Annotated in this window: 23 protein-coding genes; 8 read left to right on the forward strand and 15 right to left on the reverse strand. The window is 40.7% G+C overall.

Annotated features, from left to right (window positions below; all coding sequences use genetic code 11):
• Positions 1–132: 132 nt before the first annotated feature.
• Together AACZ87_RS06545 and AACZ87_RS06550 are read right to left on the reverse strand one after the other, a co-directional pair.
• Complete coding sequence (locus AACZ87_RS06545) at positions 133–735, reverse strand: hypothetical protein (protein ID WP_339865898.1); 603 nt, start codon at positions 733–735, stop codon at positions 133–135.
• Between the two features lie 132 nt (positions 736–867).
• Positions 868–1,467, reverse strand: coding sequence for a YcxB family protein (locus AACZ87_RS06550; RefSeq protein ID WP_339865899.1), 600 nt, complete (start codon positions 1,465–1,467; stop codon positions 868–870).
• 66 nt (positions 1,468–1,533) lie between these two features.
• Between AACZ87_RS06550 and AACZ87_RS06555 the strand changes: the two genes are divergently transcribed.
• The gene (locus tag AACZ87_RS06555) at positions 1,534–1,983 is read left to right on the forward strand and encodes a GNAT family N-acetyltransferase (protein WP_339865900.1); all 450 of its coding nucleotides are present in this window, start codon (positions 1,534–1,536) and stop codon (positions 1,981–1,983) included.
• Between the two features lie 155 nt (positions 1,984–2,138).
• On the opposite strand, the gene AACZ87_RS06560 is transcribed toward AACZ87_RS06555, so the two are convergent.
• The 4 genes from AACZ87_RS06560 to recQ form a co-directional block, all read right to left on the reverse strand.
• On the reverse strand, positions 2,139–2,594 hold the full coding sequence (locus AACZ87_RS06560) for a gliding motility lipoprotein GldH (protein WP_339865901.1): 456 nt from the start codon (positions 2,592–2,594) through the stop codon (positions 2,139–2,141).
• Positions 2,587–3,990, reverse strand: a complete 1,404-nt coding sequence (gene ricT, locus AACZ87_RS06565; RefSeq protein WP_339865902.1) for a regulatory iron-sulfur-containing complex subunit RicT — start codon at positions 3,988–3,990, stop codon at positions 2,587–2,589. Before ricT ends, AACZ87_RS06560 begins: the two co-directional genes overlap by 8 nt.
• A 133-nt stretch (positions 3,991–4,123) precedes the next feature.
• Positions 4,124–5,410, reverse strand: coding sequence for a phosphoribosylamine--glycine ligase (gene purD / locus AACZ87_RS06570; RefSeq protein ID WP_339865903.1), 1,287 nt, complete (start codon positions 5,408–5,410; stop codon positions 4,124–4,126).
• 14 nt (positions 5,411–5,424) lie between these two features.
• The gene (gene recQ, locus AACZ87_RS06575) at positions 5,425–7,602 is read right to left on the reverse strand and encodes a DNA helicase RecQ (protein WP_339865904.1); all 2,178 of its coding nucleotides are present in this window, start codon (positions 7,600–7,602) and stop codon (positions 5,425–5,427) included.
• 96 nt (positions 7,603–7,698) lie between these two features.
• Here recQ and AACZ87_RS06580 point away from each other — a divergent pair, with 96 nt between their 5' ends.
• Both AACZ87_RS06580 and AACZ87_RS06585 read left to right on the forward strand, forming a co-directional pair.
• Positions 7,699–8,667: a KpsF/GutQ family sugar-phosphate isomerase gene (locus tag AACZ87_RS06580; RefSeq protein WP_283413788.1), complete on the forward strand. Its 969-nt coding sequence runs from the start codon at positions 7,699–7,701 to the stop codon at positions 8,665–8,667.
• An 8-nt stretch (positions 8,668–8,675) separates the two neighbouring features.
• The gene (locus AACZ87_RS06585) at positions 8,676–9,746 is read left to right on the forward strand and encodes a mannose-1-phosphate guanylyltransferase (protein WP_339865905.1); all 1,071 of its coding nucleotides are present in this window, start codon (positions 8,676–8,678) and stop codon (positions 9,744–9,746) included.
• Positions 9,747–9,775: 29 nt separating this feature from the next.
• Here the strand turns inward: AACZ87_RS06585 and rlmB are convergent, their stop codons facing one another.
• Both rlmB and AACZ87_RS06595 read right to left on the reverse strand, forming a co-directional pair.
• A complete protein-coding gene (rlmB, locus tag AACZ87_RS06590; protein WP_283413790.1) occupies positions 9,776–10,549 on the reverse strand; it encodes a 23S rRNA (guanosine(2251)-2'-O)-methyltransferase RlmB in 774 nt (257 codons plus the stop codon).
• Complete coding sequence (locus AACZ87_RS06595; protein WP_339865906.1) at positions 10,522–11,757, reverse strand: GWxTD domain-containing protein; 1,236 nt, start codon at positions 11,755–11,757, stop codon at positions 10,522–10,524. Before AACZ87_RS06595 ends, rlmB begins: the two co-directional genes overlap by 28 nt.
• Before the next feature lie 61 nt (positions 11,758–11,818).
• Between AACZ87_RS06595 and AACZ87_RS06600 the strand changes: the two genes are divergently transcribed.
• Positions 11,819–12,595 carry a methyltransferase domain-containing protein gene (locus AACZ87_RS06600; RefSeq protein WP_339865907.1) on the forward strand — a complete coding sequence of 259 codons (777 nt, stop codon included), beginning with the start codon at positions 11,819–11,821 and terminating at the stop codon, positions 12,593–12,595.
• Between the two features lie 14 nt (positions 12,596–12,609).
• Here the strand turns inward: AACZ87_RS06600 and AACZ87_RS06605 are convergent, their stop codons facing one another.
• On the reverse strand, positions 12,610–13,224 hold the full coding sequence (locus tag AACZ87_RS06605) for a MarC family protein (RefSeq protein WP_339865908.1): 615 nt from the start codon (positions 13,222–13,224) through the stop codon (positions 12,610–12,612).
• A gap of 171 nt (positions 13,225–13,395) precedes the next feature.
• Here AACZ87_RS06605 and AACZ87_RS06610 point away from each other — a divergent pair, with 171 nt between their 5' ends.
• Complete coding sequence (locus AACZ87_RS06610) at positions 13,396–14,157, forward strand: hypothetical protein (RefSeq protein ID WP_339865909.1); 762 nt, start codon at positions 13,396–13,398, stop codon at positions 14,155–14,157.
• 47 nt (positions 14,158–14,204) lie between these two features.
• Here the strand turns inward: AACZ87_RS06610 and AACZ87_RS06615 are convergent, their stop codons facing one another.
• From AACZ87_RS06615 to AACZ87_RS06635, 5 genes are all read right to left on the reverse strand, one after another.
• The gene (locus AACZ87_RS06615; protein ID WP_339865910.1) at positions 14,205–15,092 is read right to left on the reverse strand and encodes a sterol desaturase family protein; all 888 of its coding nucleotides are present in this window, start codon (positions 15,090–15,092) and stop codon (positions 14,205–14,207) included.
• Between the two features lie 63 nt (positions 15,093–15,155).
• Positions 15,156–15,578: a putative quinol monooxygenase gene (locus AACZ87_RS06620; protein ID WP_339865911.1), complete on the reverse strand. Its 423-nt coding sequence runs from the start codon at positions 15,576–15,578 to the stop codon at positions 15,156–15,158.
• Positions 15,579–15,592: 14 nt separating this feature from the next.
• Positions 15,593–15,979: a hypothetical protein gene (locus tag AACZ87_RS06625; RefSeq protein WP_339865912.1), complete on the reverse strand. Its 387-nt coding sequence runs from the start codon at positions 15,977–15,979 to the stop codon at positions 15,593–15,595.
• A 111-nt stretch (positions 15,980–16,090) separates the two neighbouring features.
• The gene (locus tag AACZ87_RS06630; protein ID WP_283413798.1) at positions 16,091–16,306 is read right to left on the reverse strand and encodes a dodecin family protein; all 216 of its coding nucleotides are present in this window, start codon (positions 16,304–16,306) and stop codon (positions 16,091–16,093) included.
• Between the two features lie 144 nt (positions 16,307–16,450).
• Positions 16,451–17,305, reverse strand: a complete 855-nt coding sequence (locus AACZ87_RS06635; RefSeq protein ID WP_339865913.1) for a peptidylprolyl isomerase — start codon at positions 17,303–17,305, stop codon at positions 16,451–16,453.
• A gap of 126 nt (positions 17,306–17,431) precedes the next feature.
• Here AACZ87_RS06635 and AACZ87_RS06640 point away from each other — a divergent pair, with 126 nt between their 5' ends.
• Genes AACZ87_RS06640 through AACZ87_RS06650 form a run of 3 tightly spaced genes read left to right on the forward strand, consistent with a single transcriptional unit; the run spans position 17,432 to position 19,898 of the window.
• Positions 17,432–17,782 (forward strand): MmcQ/YjbR family DNA-binding protein, encoded by a 351-nt coding sequence (locus AACZ87_RS06640; RefSeq protein WP_339865914.1) that lies wholly within the window; start codon positions 17,432–17,434, stop codon positions 17,780–17,782.
• On the forward strand, positions 17,779–18,732 hold the full coding sequence (locus tag AACZ87_RS06645) for an ABC transporter ATP-binding protein (protein ID WP_339865915.1): 954 nt from the start codon (positions 17,779–17,781) through the stop codon (positions 18,730–18,732). Before AACZ87_RS06640 ends, AACZ87_RS06645 begins: the two co-directional genes overlap by 4 nt.
• Before the next feature lie 20 nt (positions 18,733–18,752).
• Positions 18,753–19,898: a phosphatase domain-containing protein gene (locus AACZ87_RS06650; protein ID WP_339865916.1), complete on the forward strand. Its 1,146-nt coding sequence runs from the start codon at positions 18,753–18,755 to the stop codon at positions 19,896–19,898.
• Between the two features lie 169 nt (positions 19,899–20,067).
• On the opposite strand, the gene AACZ87_RS06655 is transcribed toward AACZ87_RS06650, so the two are convergent.
• A complete protein-coding gene (locus AACZ87_RS06655) occupies positions 20,068–20,598 on the reverse strand; it encodes a peptidylprolyl isomerase (protein WP_339865917.1) in 531 nt (176 codons plus the stop codon).

Genomic DNA, 20,598 nt, shown 5'->3' on the forward strand with positions numbered 1-20,598 from the left:
ATTGCCTCAAGATAGGAATTCCTTGAATTAACTGTTTTTTTAATAATAATAGACTGTTTTATATAGTTTTGATTTACCTTTTAAAGACTCGGGCCGAGAAAAGTTATTCTTTAGAACTAGATTACTAAAGTGCTATTTTTCAATCATTTTATTTATCCTTGGCTGCACCATCCATATCCCTATTGGGTAAAACCAAATCATAAAAAACTCTCCAGCAAAATCTGAAAAATCGACTTCTCTTTGCAGTTCAACAGTTTTAAAAGTCTTTGTGACAAAGTATAAGGAGTAGAAAATACAAAACATTGAAAATAAATGCAGAGGAATAATTATACTAAGAACTAATCCCAATTGACTATTGCTTGGCTCAGTTCCACTAGTCATAAATCCATTCATCAAAACCGGCAACGATAGGTTTATGAACAGAAGATAAACTAAAAGAATAGAGAAAAGTAATTTGAACTTCTTTACTTTCATTATTACATTTTCAGGGATTTTACTTTGGAGTCCGATAGCTACAGACCAAAACCAACCAAAAAACACCAAACCGCTTGGTAATATCAGCAGGGGATAGATCTTTAAGAAAGTAAACATGGTTGATTGGTCTGGTTCTGTACCACTACTAATACTCGAAGACATCTTTCCCATAAAAATAAATTGAAAGATCAGTGGTAGGCCAAATGTCACTAGGAACAATTGCCAATGTTTTGCTTTTAAAAATCTCTCATTAAATGTCATATATTATGCTATTATGTATTTAAAGGGTTGTGCCGTGATATGGGATATAATTTTTAATGCTCAAACAAAAGCTAATAATTATTTCTAATTCCAGGTCTTTTTTTCTATCTATTTGAAGTGCAAAGGAGTTACTTATTCAAAATGGTGATATGGTTTTATTGAGCTACTATTTGATCTGGTTCGAATTATCCAAGCTTCAAATTCCTGAAGATCAGGCTCTTTCTTGAAAACTCTTTTGGGAACTATTAATGCTGATAAATTACATAAGTAAATGTAGTATCCATATTGGCCACTTAGAATTCTATCAATTTCGTTAATACTAACCTTGCCTTCCGAATTTTGGTCAAACCATTGGATATGATCGTCATTAAACTCAATTTTTGTTTCACCTATAAAGTCATGATACTTATTTCCATTTACCGTTTTTTTGATTGCTTTTTTAATGCGCAAAAGCATAAAAGGTTTGGCTAAGAAAAAGCCTATGGCAAAAAAGCCTAAACCAATAAAAAAAAGGAGATTGAAGTTTTGGTCAGAGAAGAGTAAAGTAGTGAAAGGAAGAAAGAATGAAATGAATCCAAAATTAAGTTTTTGTTTAAATCTGAAATCTTCTTTTTCTGGTGAATACCATTCACTGAATTTGTAGAAATATATTAAATCATCATTTTGAATGTCAAATTTTAACTTCATATGGGCTTTAGAACAAATATTATCGAATTTAGAACTTAATTTCACTTCACGTAATTAGTTAGCTATTTCAATATCATATGTTCTAACTTTTGGATTATTTATCATCATCCCATGATCACACTTACTCGCACTGATTCCTCCAATCCAGATTTTGTTGCTCTAGTAAAACTTCTGGATGCATATCTGGCCGAGAAGGATGGAAGAGACCATGATTTTTACAATCAATTTAATAAGATCGTCAACTTGAAAAACGTGGTCGTTTGCTATGAAAATGGGATTCCAATGGCATGTGGTGCTATCAAGCAATTTGATGAAAATTCTATGGAAGTAAAACGTATGTTTACGGAACCCAAAGCTAGAGGAAAAGGCTTGGCTTCCCGAGTCTTGACAGAATTGGAAGTGTGGGCTGCTGAATTAGGCTATAAAAAATGCGTACTCGAAACAGGGAAAAGGCAGGTGGAAGCAGTCGCGCTATATAAAAAGAAAGGCTATTCTCTTACTCCGAATTATGGACAATACATAGGAATTGAGAATAGCGTTTGTTTTCAGAAATTTTTATAACCGGAGGGGGCACGGAAAATAACATAGAGCTCACGGCTTTTTTTCCATAACCCTGTCACGTTTTACTTCTAGCCACTTACTCTAGGTCACTTCATTCCTACGTCGTTCGTGATGATGTCAAACTGACTTCGGTTTGCGGTCTTCGAGCTTTACATTTATTTCAGAATCTTAATCCCTACTGCCTCTACTCCTGGTAGTAAATCCTGTCTCATGTATTGCAATAGCGTAACACTTTTGGTCTGCTGATCAAATAAGAAAGGAAGTGTATCGTAGCGCGTGTAAGAATTCCCAAAACCTTCTCCTAGCGGCTCTCCAGACTTCGGGTCGAATAAAACCATGTTTACCAACTTATTGTCTAGAATAACTCCTGCCGAATCTTTGCTGATGATTCTCAGGTAGCAGTTGGAAAAGGCATATTCCTCATTGAACTTTATCGCTACCAAGTCAGGCGTATTGATTAATTCTATATTCTTAAGGTCAAAAATAAGACTGTCGGTGATGCCCCAATTTTGGTTTGGAAGGCTTTGGAAATCCTCGTAAATGCGGCCCTCAGTACAGGCTACACTTGCGAGTATAAGTACTACTAATAGGCAGTTTTTCACCTTATTCATTACCAGGTTTATTTGGATTAGGCCCTTGGTTTTTTCGTGGAGGGAATCTCTTTTTACCCTGCGGTTTTGGCTTAGACTCACCAGAATTACCATTGCCAGAATTCCCTTCAGCTGGTTTTGGCTTTTGAACATTTTGCCTTTTTGGAGGCCCTCCTTGGGCTTTTGGTTGTTGAGCTTGAGGTGTTGGTGTTTGGCCTGAATTGGCTTCAGGGTTCCTTGGCTTATTTCTATTTTTATTGTTTCTGCGCTTTTTCGGTTGATCGCCGGCCGCTCGCTGGTTTTGCGGAGCAGACTGTTGAGGCTGCGGTTGATTTTGCTTTTGTGGAGGCTTATTGGAATTATCTTGATTTCTGTTTCCACCTGCATTTCTGTTTTGCGGACGAGGTTTTTTCTTCCGTTTAGGGTTTGAAGAGGCAAACTTCTTATCCAACAGTTCTAACTCTCTCGTAGACTTGGCAGCTAAATCTTCTATTTCTGACGCTTCATTGTATTGAAGCGTGAAGACTTTTTTGCCTTTTTCATTAATCGCAAGGATCTCCTTTACCCGCTCGCAGGAAATGCTATGCCAATCGTTGTCATTATTATAGCTGAACCACATCAGTTTGCGGAAAATATCCGTTTTCTGAAGTTTTGCTGGGCCCGATTCGGTCTGAAGGGGACGATCAATTGATGGGATGTCTTTGATCGCATCCATATAGGTGTCCAACTCATAGTTAAGACAGCATTTCAGTCTACCGCATTGACCACTCAGTTTTCCGGGGTTTAGAGATAAGTTTTGATATCTCGCCGCTGAGGTGCTGACGTTTTTAAAATCAACCAACCAGGTGGAACAGCATAATTCCCTTCCACAAACACCTATTCCGCCAAGTCTTCCAGCTTCTTGTCGAAGGCTGATCTGACGCATTTCTACACGGATTCTGAATTCTCCTGCAAGTGCTTTGATCAATTCACGGAAATCTACGCGATCATCTGCAGAGTAATAGAAAGTTGCTTTAGAGTTATCTGCCTGATATTCTATATCGGACATTTTCATTTTCAGCCCAAATTCCTCCACAATCTGACGACATCTATAAAGCGTAGGGATTTCCCGGTTTTGAGCTTCTCCCCACTTTTCCATGTCTTTTTGATTGGCGACACGGTATATTCTCAGGATTTCGTCGTCATTCCTGATCTTTCTTTTTTGCATTTGAAGGCGAACAAGTTCGCCCTGAAGTGATACATAGCCTATGTGATGTCCACTTGGGACGTCTACAACGACAGGATCACCAGTATTTAGAGCAAGAAAATCCACATTTCTGTAGTATTCTTTTCTTCCTCCTTTGAATTTTACTTCTACTATATCAAAGTTGTCTACCTCGGGAATTCCCATGTGAGATAGCCAATCGAAAACATTCATTTTATTACAATCACTCGTGCCACAGGTGCCGTTGCTTTGGCATCCTCCGGTCCCTCCTGAGGAGGTTGAGCATGTGCTACATCCAGACATAATATATAGACAGGGGCTGAGCCCTGGTTAGTTTTGGGTTTAATTACATTAAGTTCAGGATATCCATTCCGATATCCTTGCGGTAGTAGGCTTGGTCCCAATCAATGCTCTTCACAGTGGTGAACGCATTGCTCAACGCTTCCTGCATTGACGTGCCTCTTCCAGTCACAGCGATTACTCGACCACCTTGATTGACTAATTCTCCCTTATCATTTCTTGCTGTGCCTGCATGAAAAATCTCGGCACCTTCAACGGTTTCTGGAAGAGAAATTACTTTCCCTTTTTCATAAGATCCCGGATATCCACCACTTACCATTACTACGGTGGTTGCATAATCTGGAGAAATTTTAAGCTCATAAGAATCCAGAGTTCCGGTACCTATGCCATGAAGTAATCCCAAGAAATCACTTTCAATTCTAGGAAGCACAGCCTCCGTTTCTGGATCACCCATTCTCACATTGTATTCAATGACCTGTGGTTCACCGTCTTTGTTCATTAGGCCAATGAATAAAAATCCTTTGTAAGGGATGTTTTCCTTTGCAAGACCATCCACTGTAGGCTTCACGACCTTTTCTTCCACTTTTGCCATAAAGGCTTCGTCTGCGAAAATAACGGGGCTTACAGCTCCCATTCCTCCTGTATTCAGGCCAGTGTCTCCTTCGCCTATTCTTTTGTAGTCTTTTGCCTCTGGCAAAATCTTATAGTTTTTTCCGTCAGTAGCAACAAAAACGGAAAGCTCGATTCCTGTCAGGAATTCTTCAATTACAACTTTAGATGATGCTTCTCCAAACTTCTGATCCAACAGCATCTCCTTCAAGGAAGTTTTTGCGTCCTCTAAAGTCAAGCAGATCAGCACGCCTTTACCAGCGGCAAGTCCATCTGCTTTTAATACGATAGGAAGTTTTTGTTTGTCCAAGTAAGCCAAACCAGCATCTAGCTGATCTGCAGTGAAAGTTTCGTAAGCTGCAGTAGGAACATTGTTTCGTTGCATAAAACGCTTCGAAAAGTCCTTGCTACCTTCCAGTGTAGCTCCTAATTGGGAGGGACCAACGACTGGAATTGATGAAGTTTCAGGTTGGTTTTGAAGGTAATCTACTATCCCTTTTACCAAAGGCTCTTCGGGGCCTACGACTACAAGGCCTATGTTTTTTGAGGTTATAAAATCCCGTATGGCGTCAAAATCAGTGATGCTGATGGAGACATTGGTAGCTATGGATTCTGTGCCAGCATTACCTGGGGCGACATATAATTGGGTACAATCGGTACTTTGTACGATCTTCCAAGCGAACGCGTGTTCTCTGCCTCCGCTCCCTAATAAGAGTATATTCATTGACTCAATTCAAGTTAATTTGCATGCTCTGAGATGAATTTGATCCGGTAGACTCGCAATTCATCTTCTGCGAAATCTTCGTCTTCGAGTTCATCTAAGGCTGCTTTGATCTGATCACTCGTAGCATTCATAAAGTAATCGTGGAGCATGTCCTCCCGATCCTCATCCATGATCGCTTCTATGTAGTAATCTATATTTAGTTTAGTTCCGCTATAAATGATCTGCTCTATTTCGTGCAGTAAATCACTCATACTTATGTTGAGGTTTTCTGCTACCTCGTCCAAGCCTACCTTGCGGTCGATCTGCTGGATTATTGAAATTTTTACTTTTGACCTAGTTCCAGATGACTTTACTACGACATCTGAAGCGGTTTCTATCTCATTCTCTTCAACGTAATTCTCTATTAATTTCAGGAATGAAGACCCGAATTTAAGGACTTTTCCCATACCAACGCCAATGATTTGCGCTAGCTCTTCTCTCGTAGTTGGATAGACGGTTGCCATTTCTTCCAAAGAAGGGTCCTGAAAGATGACATAGGGAGGAAGTCCTTTGGAACGGGCTACTTTTTTTCGCTCAGCTTTTAAAAGTTCAAATAGCTTCTCGTCATAGGCGATTCCGGCACTGATGACAATTTCAGCTTGGCCTGATTCTACTTCTTTTGCGAAATCGTGGTCATGGTGTAGGTCAACCTCAAAAGGAGATTCAAGAAATTCTTTGCCTTTGGAAGTTAATTTTAGGACCCCATAACTTTCGATGTCCTTTTCAAGCATGTTTAGAATCATTACCTGACGGATTACTCCTATCCAGGTTTTTTCAGAAGAATCTTTCCCTTTTCCGAAAACAGGAAGCTTATCGTGTGAGTAACTCAGCACATAATCTGTTGATTCTCCTACAATTACTTTCACGAGGTGATCTAAGCCAAAACGTTCATTGGTTTGTTTGGCAGCTTCGAGTACGGTAGTCACCATGTCCATCCCTTCGAATGTCTCCCGGTTTCGCTTACAATTGTCACAGAAGCCACAATCGTCATTCATCGTCTCACCAAAGTAATTCAGAATGAATTTCCTTCTACAAACTCCAGTTTCAGAATAAGCAGCCATTTCCTGCAATAGGGTTTTGGCGTTTTCACGCTCGGTGACCGGCTTGTCCTTGTTGAATTTGTCGAGTTTTACAATGTCTTCATACCTATAAAACATGAGGCAATGTCCTTCCAAACCATCTCGTCCTGCGCGCCCTGTTTCCTGATAGTAGCCTTCCAAAGATTTTGGCACATCATAGTGGATCACATAACGAACATCAGGCTTGTCTATTCCCATTCCAAATGCAATAGTGGCCACAATTACATCCAGTTCTTCATTAAGAAAATCTTCCTGAGTTTTGATCCTAATGGATGAATCAAGTCCTGCATGGTAAGGAGCAGCATTTACCTGATTTACTTTGAGTAGTTGAGCGATTTCCTCTACTTTTTTGCGACTGAGGCAATAGATAATTCCGGATTTCCCTTTGTGTCCTTTGATGAACTTGATCAAATCCTTTTTTGAATCATTTTTGACCTTAGGACGAACCTCATAGAAAAGGTTGGTTCTGTTGAATGAAGATTTGAATAAATCAGCTTCTTCCATCTGCAGGTTGCGCTGGATGTCCTGCTGCACTTTAGGTGTGGCAGTAGCAGTCAGTGCGATGATCGGCAAGTTAGGCGCGATCTGTGCGATGATGGATTTGATTCTTCTGTATTCTGGCCTGAAGTCATGACCCCACTCAGAGATACAGTGAGCTTCATCGATGGCTACAAAACTTAGAGTAGCTGCTTTGAGAAATTCTACATTTTCTTCCTTTGTCAAGGATTCAGGAGCTACATAAAGAAGTTTGGTTTTCTTATTCATCACTTCGCTTTTCACGCGTGTAGCTTCAGATTTATTGAGGGTTGAGTTCAGAAAATGAGCATTGATTCCCAATGCCTGCAACTGATCCACCTGATTTTTCATCAAAGCTATCAACGGAGAAATCACGATAGCCGTACCCTCATTCATCACTGCAGGCAATTGATAGCACAAAGATTTGCCAGCACCCGTAGGCATGATTACGAAGGTATTTCGCTTGTTTAGCAAATTATCGACGATCATTTCTTGGTTCCCGCGAAATTTGCTGAACCCAAAGATTTTTTTAAGATCTGCTTTTACTTTTTCTTCCACTTGTTAGGGGGCTAAAAGGGTAACTAAAGCCTGTAAACAGGAATGATTTATTACATTTATACCCAGGTTCAAAATTAGTTATAAACACAGGTAAAATTGAATTTAGCTAAAAATATTAGAAATACAGCCACGAGAGTATTGCAAAACGAGGCTCAGGCCGTGTTAAATCTCGTTGATTTTTTAGATGGCGATTTTGAAGCCTGTGTAGCCCATATTTTGGATTCAAAGGGAAGGGTAGTTATCACAGGAGTAGGTAAAAGTGCGCTTATAGCCAATAAGATAGTTGCCACACTTAATTCTACGGGAACGCCAGCAATTTTCATGCATGCCGCAGATGCAATTCATGGAGACCTGGGAATGATTTTGGAAGAGGATATCGTGATTTGTATCTCTAAAAGTGGCAATACCCCTGAGATCAAAGTATTGGTTCCTTTGCTTAAAAACCTTGGTTCCAAACTTGTCGCTTTAGTGAGCAATACAAAAAGTTTCCTTGCTGAGCAGGCAGATTATGTGCTAAACGCCACCATTGGTGAGGAAGCATGTCCCAATAATTTGGCTCCCACTACCAGCACGACAGCTCATTTAGCGCTTGGAGATGCGTTAGCAGTATGCCTTCTTGAAGCGAGAGGGTTCACTCCAGAGGATTTTGCCAAATATCACCCAGGCGGATCTTTGGGTAAGCAGTTGTATCTCAGAGTGGGTGATGTGCTGGGGGGAAATGAAATCCCAGTTGTCACCGAAAATGCCAGTTTGGCTGAAGTGATCTTAGAGATTTCTGGCAAACGATTAGGTGCGACTTCTGTAACTGATGAGCAAGGAAATCTAAAAGGAATTATTACGGATGGAGATTTGAGGAGAATGCTTCAGAAATCACTAGATATTCAATTCCTTAAAGCTTCAGATATTATGACGGTAAATCCCAAATCGATTTCGACACAGGAATATGCCGTTCGTGCATTGAATATGATGAAAAATCATAATATCACGCAGCTTGTAGCCATGAATGGAGATAAAATCGCAGGTTTTGTCCATATTCATGAATTGATGAAAGAAGGAATTGTTTAACTTTTAGCATGCACAATAAACCCTATATTCTTATTATGGCCGGAGGAATCGGCACACGATTTTGGCCATACAGCCGTAGGAAGCGCCCAAAGCAATTTTTGGATGTTTTGGGGACAGGTCGTTCACTCTTGCAGATGACGTATGATCGGTTTTTGGAAATCGCCGAACCTGAGCAGTTTGTTGTGATCACTTATCGGAAATACCTTGCTCTAGTAAAAGAGCAACTTCCTGAGCTAAAAGATCATCAGATTCTATCTGAACCTCTTCGAAAGAATACGGCAACTTGTATTGCGTATGCTACCTATAGAATTCATTCTTTGGATCCTGAGGCTAAGGTGATTGTGACACCTGCAGATCATCTCATCTTACAGGAGAAAAAATTTACCCGTACCATCAATCAAGCCCTAGAGGCAGCTGACTCCAACAGACTAATAACTCTAGGGATCAAGCCAAATAGAGCAGATACTGGCTACGGTTATATCCAATACATAGAAAGTCCGGATGACATCGCGTTTCGAGTAAAGACCTTCACTGAAAAACCAAATTCTAAGCTTGCAAAGACATTCGTAGAAAGTGGGGATTTTGTGTGGAATTCAGGAATGTTCGTCTGGAAGGCGCAAAGCCTGATAAAGGCATACGAAGAATGCATGCCCGATTTGGCAGAGGTTTTTGAGGAAGGCAGAGCAGCTTATGGCACTGCCAAGGAAGCTGAATTTGTATCTACAGCCTATACGCAGGTCAAAAACATTTCCATCGATTTTGGGATAATGGAAAAATCAAGTCAGGTGTACGTCATCTTGGGAGATTTTGGTTGGTCAGACTTGGGCTCTTGGAATAGCTTATTTGAGCTAAGAGATAAGGATGAAAATAACAATGTGGTGGACGCAAATGCCGTTCTTTACGAAACCGAAAACAGCTATATCAAAGTAAAGGGGGATAAACTAGTTGTAGTTCAGGGTTTGGAAAATTACCTGGTCAACGAGACAGATAATGTGCTTTTAATCTGTAAACTAGACGCTGAGAAAAAATTCCGTGAGTTTGTATCCAACGCAAAAAAGAAAGGGGAAGACTTTATCTAAAACCTTCCCCTTCCACTATGTCTTTATAGTTATTTTCGTTGCCTGATTGCTTCGTAAATCGCCACCCCGGCAGAAACAGAAACGTTTAAACTTTCGATTCTCCCTGCCATTGGGATTTTCACTTTTTCGTCTACGATTCCCATCAGTTCGGTGGATATCCCATCTTCTTCGGAGCCCATCACCATCGCAACTGGCACGGAGAAGTCAGCTTCGTACATGGTTTTTTCCGTTTTTTCTGTGATGGCTACCAATACTAAACCTGATTTTTGAAGATCTCGGCACGTATAAAAAAGGTTTCTTGATCTCACTACAGGAAGGAAGTTCAATGCTCCCACCGAAGTTTTGATTGCGTCAGAGTTGATCTGGGCGCTACCTTTTTCGGGAATAACTATTGCATCTACTCCGGCACATTCTGCAGTTCTAGCGATTGCACCAAAATTTCTCACGTCAGTGATTCTATCTAATATCAAAATTAGTGGAGCTTTGCCCACGTTGAAGCAGCTTTCGATTACATGATCCAATGAAGCGTATTCTATGGAGGACATTTGGGCTACTACACCCTGATGGTTTTTGCGGGTGATTCTATTGAGCTTAGCATCAGGAACTCTAACTACCGGGATTTTTTCAGCTTTGCAAAGCTTAATCAATTCCTTAATTAGGTCATTGTTGATTTCTTTCTGAACCAACACCTTGTCAATGTCTTTGCCTGCATGGATGGATTCCATGACAGCTCGTGTTCCAAAAATAAAATCTTTTTCGTGTTCGCCTTTTTCAATCAAAAAGCCATCTTTCCGCTTCTCCATATGGATATGTTTTTGAACCAAACCGGCTGGTAAGCGCGTGATCGATTCAAGGTGTAATAGTGTGGGCTAAGTATGTTTTTAACCCGCGCAAAGGTAAAGCGAATTCTTGAACTCTCATTAGTTCCTCCATAACTCCATACTTCTCTGTCCAAATAAAAGTTGACCTCCTGCGGTGGACCCATGACGATATAGACCATGCCCTTGTCTGTTTTCCAACCTTCTTTGAAGTCTGTGAACAGAATGTTTGCAAATTCTACCTGTCTAAAATATTCCCGGATCAGCTCTTTGGCAGTTTCAGGATTTCTCGTCAATCCCAGCCAATAGGTGTCCAGAGCTTTCTTTTTATCTTCAGCTGCTTTCAGGTCATCATGTTCTTTCCTAGTCGAAATGTAGGTGACCATATCCACCATTTCATCCCAGTCTTTCACTTTTGGGAAAGCTTCGTGTGCTGTCTTCAAAACCATTCCGGAACTCGCAGTGGTATCACTTTGGATGAAATAGTAGCCGATTTGATCGAATGACTTAGGGACATTTTCTAAAAAATCCCCGGTATCGATCACCTGCAGTTCTCTCGGAACTGCAGAAGGTTTGGTCTCCATAGGTGGATATGGTACTTCTAAGCGGATAGGATAGTAAAATCCATGAAGTGTAGGTCCTCCAGAAGTTTTGAAAAGTAATGACTCTCCAACATTCACGTAGTTTTGGTCGAAACCTACAGAATTGGCGTAGTAAGCGCCAAAGTCTGGAATATCGAAGACAAAGCTGCTTTTGATGTCTGTAGAATAATAATATTCATCACCCTGCCTGGTATCCAGAGCTGTAAATAGAGCGATAGAAGTTTCTGTGCTCGTTGGGATTTCCAGGGTTTTTTCAAACACCCAATGCCTATCTGTATCATACTTCAGGTCATCCGAAGTTAAGATGGAAGTATTGTCCGAAAGAATTTCCTCCTCGTAGCTATCCAAAATAGAATAGGTGAAGCTAAACGAGTTGAAATCTGGATTTTCTTCTATTTTTTCTATTTGAAATTGTAGTTTATACGTGGTTTCAGATTCCTTAATTGGGATGACTTTAAGTGAAAGTCTCGAGTATCTAGAATAACGAAGTGTCTGATTTAGACTGCTTAACGTTTTTTGAGCTAGAGTTGGTGAAGTAATGCCTGCGAAGAGGATTAAAAAAAATAAGAGTCGGCTTGTTTTACAGTTCATCGGGTGTTGATCTCGGGTTTGGGAAATTAACCTTACTTTTGCCAAAATAGTAAATTTTTGTATGGCTACCTATACAACGGAAATCGCCTCTGACAAGTTGGTCAGTGACAATCCTATTCATCAACGCTTACTGAAAGCATACATTGCTGCTCAGCCTTGGATTTCTGGCAAATTGCTGGAAGTTGGTTGTGGAGAAGGCCGTGGAGTGGAGACACTTTTGCCTTATGCGGACAGCTACCTCGGTTTGGATAAAATAAAGGAAGTGATTGACGAGCTTAAAGTTCGCTTTCCGAAAGTCGAATTTCAGCAAGCTGTGATTCCTCCCTTTGCTGGAATCGCTGAAAATTCCTTCGATACTGTGGTGAGTTTTCAGGTGATCGAGCATATTCCAAATGATAGGTTATTTCTAGAGGAAATTTACCGTGTGTTGAAGCCAGGAGGCAAAGCCGTGATTTCTACTCCGAATATCAACCATACACTTTCACGCAATCCTTGGCATGAGCGGGAATATACTCCTCAGCAATTGATTGATTTATGCACATCTATTTTTGATAAGGTGGAGGCCAAAGGAGTGGGAGGAAATGAGCGTGTCTGGGCATACCACGAGGCCAATCGCAAATCAGTTCAGAAGATCATGCGCTTTGATATTTTTGATCTGCAGCACAAACTTCCCGCATCACTTCTCAGAATGCCTTATGAGATTCTTAATCGTAGGAATCGTAACAAGCTTCATCAGCAACAAGGTAAATGCGTGGTGGACATCTCACACGAGGATTACTTACTGGTGGAAGATCCTGCAGTAGGGTTGGACTTGTTTTATGTGCTGCGGAAGAAGTAGAATCCTAAATGCTTCTACTCGAAAAATGCTGCTTTAATTCCTGATATAATCATATTTGTCCCAATTATGGCGATGATCAAACCCATGATCTTTCCTATCACGACTATGATGTTTTTTCCAAGTCTCTTCACGATTTGGTCTCCCAATTCAAATGCGATATGGGTCAATATGCACATGATAGCAAAGACTCCGATCACTATCATAATATTGATGTGATTTCCTTGAGAAGCAAAGTTCATAGCGGTCACTATAGTTCCTGGGCCTGCTAGTATCGGTATAGCTAAAGGAGAAATGGCGATATTCTCTTCTGTTTCAGGGTCTTTGATGTGCTTGACACTCGACTTTTTGGACTGTAACATCTCGAAACCCACAAAGAAAATCAGAATCCCGCCCGTGATTTTGAAGGCCGGAATAGTGATTCCGAAGATTTCAAAAATAAATTTTCCAAGTACAACGAATACTACTACTATTACAAAAGCTGTGAGCGTCGCTCGTTTGCTGATGTTTCGTTTGGTTGCTTTATCGAGACCATCAGTCAGAGACGCAAAGATTGGAACGTTTGCAATCGGGTTCATAATTGCAAAAAATCCGGTGAAAACTGTTAAAGTAAAAGCAAGGAAATTATCCATTGAATAAGCTAGAGCGTTGATTATTTGCGAAGGTATTAAAATCTTCAGCCGGAATTATGCAATCGGAGTGATATCCTCCTTAGAAAAGCTGAGGTTAAATACGCTAAATGCCGTATGGTGCAAAAAGTACATCCAGGCTACTTTTGGAATGTATTTTAAACCATTACACATATGAAAACTTTCAACTCTACACTTTGGGCTCTACTTTTAGGAGTCGTTATCACTTTTTCGGCCTGTAGTTCGGATGATGACAAAGATCCTACACAAACGACTCAGACTAGTCCAACGCCAACTGCACCATCTGATGCAAATGCAGTATTAGCTGCCGTATTATCATACTCCGACCTTCCCAGCTCCGTACCTAGCGTACCAGGAGTTAGTGGAATCGCTATCGATGTAGCTTCAGGTTCATTTTTCAATGGAGCCGTAGGCAGCAATCTTGTGAATGTGGGGGAGGTGAAACTAAACACCAAAGCGCTCACAATTCCTGGAGGAAACGCCTACATCAACAACCCAACGGATTTCTCTTATTCACTTGTGCCAGGGCAAGCCAATTCTTGGCAAGTGGCAGGAGGTAGTGGTTTTGATGCGTTTTCGCATACTACTACTAAGAAAATGCCTTCTCAGGTGAAATTTGCTTCTTCTGTGGCAGCTAGCTTTAGCAAAGGCTCGGACATCACACTGTCGATCGAGACTATGACTTCAAATACAGATAACATCCTTTGGGTGATTTCTGATGGAAAAACAACTGTTACCAAAGAATCCAAAACAACTTCTGTTACGTTCTCCGCATCTGAATTAAGTGGATTAAAAGCTACTTCTTCTGGTTTGGTTCAGGCTGCAAGCTATAACGCGGAAGAGAAATCCTTTGGAGGTAAAAAAGTATATTTTATCAATGAGTCTGTTCACACGAAGATTGTTGAGATAAAATAATCTGATTATCCTCAATCTAGCCAGTGGGGACAATCTCACTGGCTTTTTTATATCTTTTTTCTAAAAATCCTCTTGAAAGGCTCTACGGTTTGGCCTACAAAATCTTCCGGAAACTTATCCTTATCTGGCAAGCCAACAAGTAAATTCTCGTCATCTGATGGCCAGTAATTGGTTCGAAAAAGGAAATCCCATAGGCTCAATGAAATCCCATAATTGAACCCATGTGGGTGACTTTCTGGCAATTCCCTAGCATGATGCCAGAGGTGCATTTGAGGGCCATTTAGAATGTATTTAAATGGACCAAGAGGGATTTTCAGGTTGGCATGACCAAGTTGCCCTAGAACCAACGTGAAAATATGGACGATAAAGAAGTCCGTAATCCCAAAACCAATCATAGCAAGAGGGATATATTCTAGCGTACGATATAGGATGTTTTCCATCCAGTGATAGCGAAGTAAGGCTGCAAATCCCATTTCTCGCGTGCTGTGATGGACTTTATGAAATTCCCACATCCAATCCACATGATGATACATTCGATGGATGGCCCATTGCATGAAGTCTCTGACTATAAATATGATCACCAATTGCAGCCAGCCAGGCAGCTGATCTACTTTGATGGCGACAGTATTCGTGATGCCAAATAATCCTAGAAAATCATTGAAGGCCTCCACAGCCACCATAGAAAGGGCATTGTATGCGACCAGCGCAAATAGGAAGTAATTCCAAAAAAGATAGAAAATGTCTAGCCAAAAATGTTCTCGGATTAGCGGTTGATTTTTTCTCCATGGGAAAAGAATCTCAAGGCCATAAATCACCAAAGATGCTCCCACCAGCCAGTAAAAGTAATTGTGCCAGCTAGGATTCAGGATCTCTCCAATAAAGTAATTCCAATAGCCATAATAGCCGTCAGCAATTGCTTTGATGTATTTTTCCATGGTGCAAAGATGGGTAATAAATGCCAGTCAGTTTGTGAATTATGTCACCAACTGGTCTTGATATCATTTGGTTTTAGATCTCAGGGCTATTTCATCAACTTCCACTAGCTCCAGAGATTTGACCATTTCGGAAGTCCCGTTTTTGTATTTTAAAAAATGAGGAGTTTCCAAATGAGCTAAATAAGAAGCTTGATTGGCGTAGATTTCTAAAATTGTTATGCTAGTTGGATCACTTTTATCTGAGACAGCATTTAGCGCCAAAACCCCTGGTTCTACGCGGACAGATGTTTCAATTTCTTCTTTGAGAAAGATTTTGTAGCGTTCAAGCATTTCTGGATGGATTTTGAGTTTTGCCATTCTTACTACTTGGTTTTGATCTTGGGCAGATTGATTTTTCTTAGAAATGAATACCATACCAAATGAAGAAAGAAGTAGGAAAAGTGATCCGAACAGTAATGTTGGCAAGTGGAATTTATTATTTCTCATGGCTAGGTATTGGATTAATCTGCAGGTGGATGACGAATAAGAATCAGCCCAAAAGCGATTCCAAAGCCAATATAAAGGATTCCCAATGCCCAAATAAAGGCGGGTAATGCAGGGTTAGATAAAAGTCCCTTCAGCAAGGCAAGACCTGCTATCATGAAATGGCTCAGATTGGCTATTGCTACGGGACGGTTATAAATCCCGCCTATTGGTCGGCCCTTATTCATCCAGTTCAGCATTCCAAAACCAAAATAAAGAGCACCTACTATTTGCATCAAAAACAAGGATATTTGATCAGTATTAAGATCTAAAACTTGCAAAATCAAATCAGGTGCGAAGGAGAGGATGATTCCTGCTGCATACATTAGTATCGCGCTGGAAGTCATGACTAGTTTGGTGTTCATGAAGAGTAAAACATTGTTGACTCTAAAAGTAAAAAAGATAGAACAACCTACCTGAACGAGCCAGGAATAAATAAAAAAGAGTGCGGCGGATGCCACACTCGTGAGCTCGAATTAAACGTTTTTCGATTGATCGACCCTGAAGGAAACCTTGCAGACACATCCGTAAGAAGTCACTTTTCCGTCTTTCACGTGCGCTTTGATATCCTTCACATAGACTGAGTCAATGTTGTGGACAGTTTTGGAGACTTCATCTACTGCATTTTGAATGGCATCTTCAATTCCTTTTTCTGAGGAGGCGATTACCTCCAATACTTTTACAATTCCCATATTGCTTTGGTTTTTAATGAATGATAGGGTTAATATGCCTATTCATACAATCGCCATGCTAAGGGAAGAATTAAAGTTGGTTAGAAAATGATGTTTATGGGGTTTAGAAGCTTTTGGTCCTTGAAATAAAAGGAGGAATTAGAATTATTTTTCTCTCTCAATCAAATGGGTAGCTAAGATCAGGATATTTACCAAAGGCCGATCGCGATTGCTTGTTTCGGCCGCTGCGATCTTATCGACGATTTCCATTCCGGAGATTACTTCACCAAATACAGTGTAGTTTTGGTCCAAATGTGCTGCTCCACCAACAGTCTTATACGCCTCTCGATGTGACTCTGGATAGTGATATGGAGTCATGCTTTTCAAGTAGTTTTCAGTTAGGGAATCAAGCTGGCTTTTCAAGATGCCGATGGCCTCCTTATCGCCTGGGTTACGATTTTTCAATAATTCTTGATATGCTGCAAAAGTAGAACTGGTAGCAGGATCGTTTATGACATGGTTGTATGCAAGCCCTTTATTGATGCGATTCTCAGCAATATCAAGCGTGCTATCCGTGTAGGTTCTTCCTTGCACAATATAGAATTGGATAAAGCTTCCTTTTTGTGCAGGATTTGAATCATCGCCTTCCCGGGCTGCCCCTAGAACTCCTCTTTTGTGAAAATGCGAACTGGTAATCTCCGCTGGAATAAGGTCATCGAAGCCGAGCAATTCCTTCTTTTTAGTAAATGAATCCTCATGAACTCTTTCCCCTGCTTGAATCATAAATTTCTCGATGACCCTGTGAAAGAGGATGCTGTCATACATCCCTGCTTTGACCAAGCTGAGGAAATTATTGCGACTTAAGGGAGTGTCATCATAGAGACGAATGACAATTGATCCTTCAGTAGTGACTAGTTCTATATCCTTGTTTAAGTCTTTTTTAGTGATTTTAGATTTGGTCAATGAATGACAACCTGCAAGAATTAGGATCAAGGTACAAGCAAGTAAATTTATTCTCATAGTGTTTTAGAGAAGAGTTGAGGTTCGATGATAGTTGGAAAATAGTGAATTGTATGTCCTGTAAAAAGCATGGACATTTTTTCTCCTAGCTCTTTTCATTAATTTCCTTTCTCAATTACGTTTCCTATGACCTTAGAATATTACCGCGATTATTGTCTAGCAAAGCCTGGAGTGACTGAAGATACGCCTTTTGATGCCGATGCACTTTGCTTTCGGGTGGGCAATAAAATCTTTTCGATCTGCTCCATTTCGGAATTTCAATACATCAATCTGAAATGCGATCCTGAGCGGGCTGTGGAGTTGCGTGAGCAATACGATGGAATTACTCCAGGTTATCACATGAATAAGCAGCAGTGGAATTCGGTGAGCACAATTGGAAATGTTCCCGATCGCTTGATTTTGGAATTGGCGGATCATTCTTACGCGCTTATCTTTGGCAGCTTGACCAAAAAGCTTCAAGCTGAAATTCGCCCATGAGTTATTTTTCCATTTCAAATGTTTCCAAGTCCTACGATGAAATACCAGCGTTGCTTCCGTTTTCACTTGAAATGGCCCAAGGGGATTTTCTGTCAATCGTAGGCGAAAGCGGATCCGGTAAGAGCACCTTACTGAAAATCATGGCAGGTCTGGAAGTGCAGGATTCTGGGGAAGTTTTCTTAGATGGTAAGCCGATTTTGAACCCAAATCAGAAGATCGTTTCCGGGTACGACGAGATCCGATTGATTCATCAGAATTTCCATTTATATCCCAATTCTACGGTGGAGGAAAATATCTCCAGGCAATTACTTCACTACGAAAAGGAATATGCAAAAAGCAGAGTTGAATACTTGCTTAAACTTTTAGGGTTGAATGAATTTAGAGATAGATTTCCTCGTCAGCTGTCTGGAGGGCAAAAGCAAAAAGTGGCTATTGGTAAGGCCATGGCTGTAGAACCAGACATTTTATTGCTAGACGAACCTTTCTCTTCGCTGGACACGATTCAGACACATCGACTGATTACAGAGTTGAAGGAGATTTTCAAAGCACTGGGGACCACGGTTATATTTGTGACACACGATTTGGACGATGCCCTCCGATTGACAGACAATCTGATCATTTTGCAGAAGGGGAAAATCGCTCAAAAAGGCACCTCAAAACAGCTCTGTGAAAAGCCAAAGACTAAATATGTCGCCCAGCTTTTCAGCCCAATAAATAAACTTCCCGATTCTAAGAATAGTTATATCAGACCCGCTGATGTAAAGTTGAGAACCAAAGGCGGATTAATTGCACATGTGACAGATTCGAGGTTTTTGGTGCACTATAATTCTCTTCAGGTGCAACTCAAAGAAAGTGGAATCACTTGGGAAGTGGATGATTCACAGAGAAAATACGAAATAGGTGACCGTGTATATTTATCTTGGGATGATGCGAAGTTGATGACGCTTTAACAGGGAAAAATTTTTTACCAATGTCTTCCAATCAAAAAAGAAACTTACCTCTTACTGTTCTATACGAAACCAAATTAGCAATCAATCAGGCTGTGTTGTGGCTTTGGATCAAGTTGGGCTGGGTGAAATCAATCTTGATTGTGCCGTATGAAGGGTTTGGGAATGAAAAAGAGATTTTACTGGTAGGCCGGGTAATCCGCGATAATAGGGTAGGGGCTTCCACACCTGATGATACTGTCTGGCAGAATATCAGTAAAATGCGCAGGAGATTTATGACCGTGGTAATTCCAGGTGTGGAGGTAATGGCAGAATTTCAAGGAGAAAAATACTTCGTCAAAACGGATGAAGAGGGGTATTTTGAGTTTAAAATTCATCCCAATAAACGGATCCCATTTTCCGCACGCTGGCAGCAGATCAAATTGACTTTGGTGGAGCGGGTGATCAGAAATCAAGGTGAGGTGACCGCATTGGCAGATGTGTTTTTGCCAAAGGGGAACATTGATTATGGGATAATTTCGGACATAGACGATACGATCATTCCTACTGGAGCCATGCGTATGACCGAGATGCTGAAAACGACTTTTGCCAAGAATGCACATACTCGAACGCCCTTCCCGGGTGTCTCTGCTTTCTATAAGGCTTTGCAAAAAGGAACAGATGGGATCGAGAGCAATCCTTTTTTCTACGTGTCGAGCAGTCCTTGGAATCTATTTGATTTTCTGAAAGAGTTACTTCAGATACACCATATTCCCAAAGGTCCATTGATGCTTCGGGATATTGGCTTGTCCCGAACTCAGCTGATCGCGGGAAGTCACTCAGAGCATAAACTGGAGCAAATCCGTAATATTTTGTCTACCTATTCTCAGCTGCCTTTTATGCTAATTGGCGATAGTGGGCAAGAGGACCCTTCCATTTATCTCCAAATTGTTCAGGAATTTCAAGGGAGAATTTTGATGATTTTCATCCGCGATGTCCACGTTTCCAAGCATGCTCATGTTGCGAAAATAAGCGAGGAGCTGAAAACTCTGGGAGTAGAAATGCTTTTGGTGAAAAACACCGTAGAAGCCTCTCAATACGCACTATCAAAAGGATGGGTAATGGAGGAGGATATGGAGGAAATTGCTCAGGAAAAAGTAAAAGATGAAGTACAGAATGAGCAGACTTAGTTTTGTTTCTTCCCAGATAAATTAGCCATTATTTGTTGGAGCTTCTCTGTCTGAAATAGTGATTAGCAGGTTGTCATTGTTGTCTTGGTTACTGCCTTTTTACAACAAAGAGGCAAGAAGTCAAACTTTTAACCTCTTACCTCTTACAATATTTACTAGTCACAAATGGCTATTCCTCGTCATGAGCTCCATGCGCACCATGAACATGACCATGCGCCAATTCATCTTTCGTAGCATCACGAACTTCCTCGATATTTCCTTCAAAATGTAAATCGAAACCTACCAGGGGATGATTAAAATCCAATAGAATTTCTTCGCCCATATCCTTAAGAATTTTTGCCTGCATTGGATACCCGTCTTCATCCATCAAAGGCAAGAAATTACCTTCTTCCAGCATTTCTGGGTTAAAGCCATTTTCTCCTGAAAACTGCGACTTTGGCAAATTCACAATAAGATCTTCATCTATCTCACCATAGGCTTCTGCTACAGGAATCACGAAGGAAAATCCCTCACCCTGCTCTTTGCCAACCAATAATTCTTCGAATTTTTCTGGAAGATCACTTGCTCCAAAAAGGAAGTAGAAAGGGTCCTCTGTATCACGGATTTCTACACTGAATGGTGCTGATTCTATCTCGTCAGCTTCCTTGCTTACTTTAAGTTCGTATGTGAGTCCGACGACTGTGTTTGCTGCTATTTTCAT

This window comes from uncultured Algoriphagus sp., from assembly GCF_963974365.1.
Lineage (GTDB): Bacteria > Bacteroidota > Bacteroidia > Cytophagales > Cyclobacteriaceae > Algoriphagus.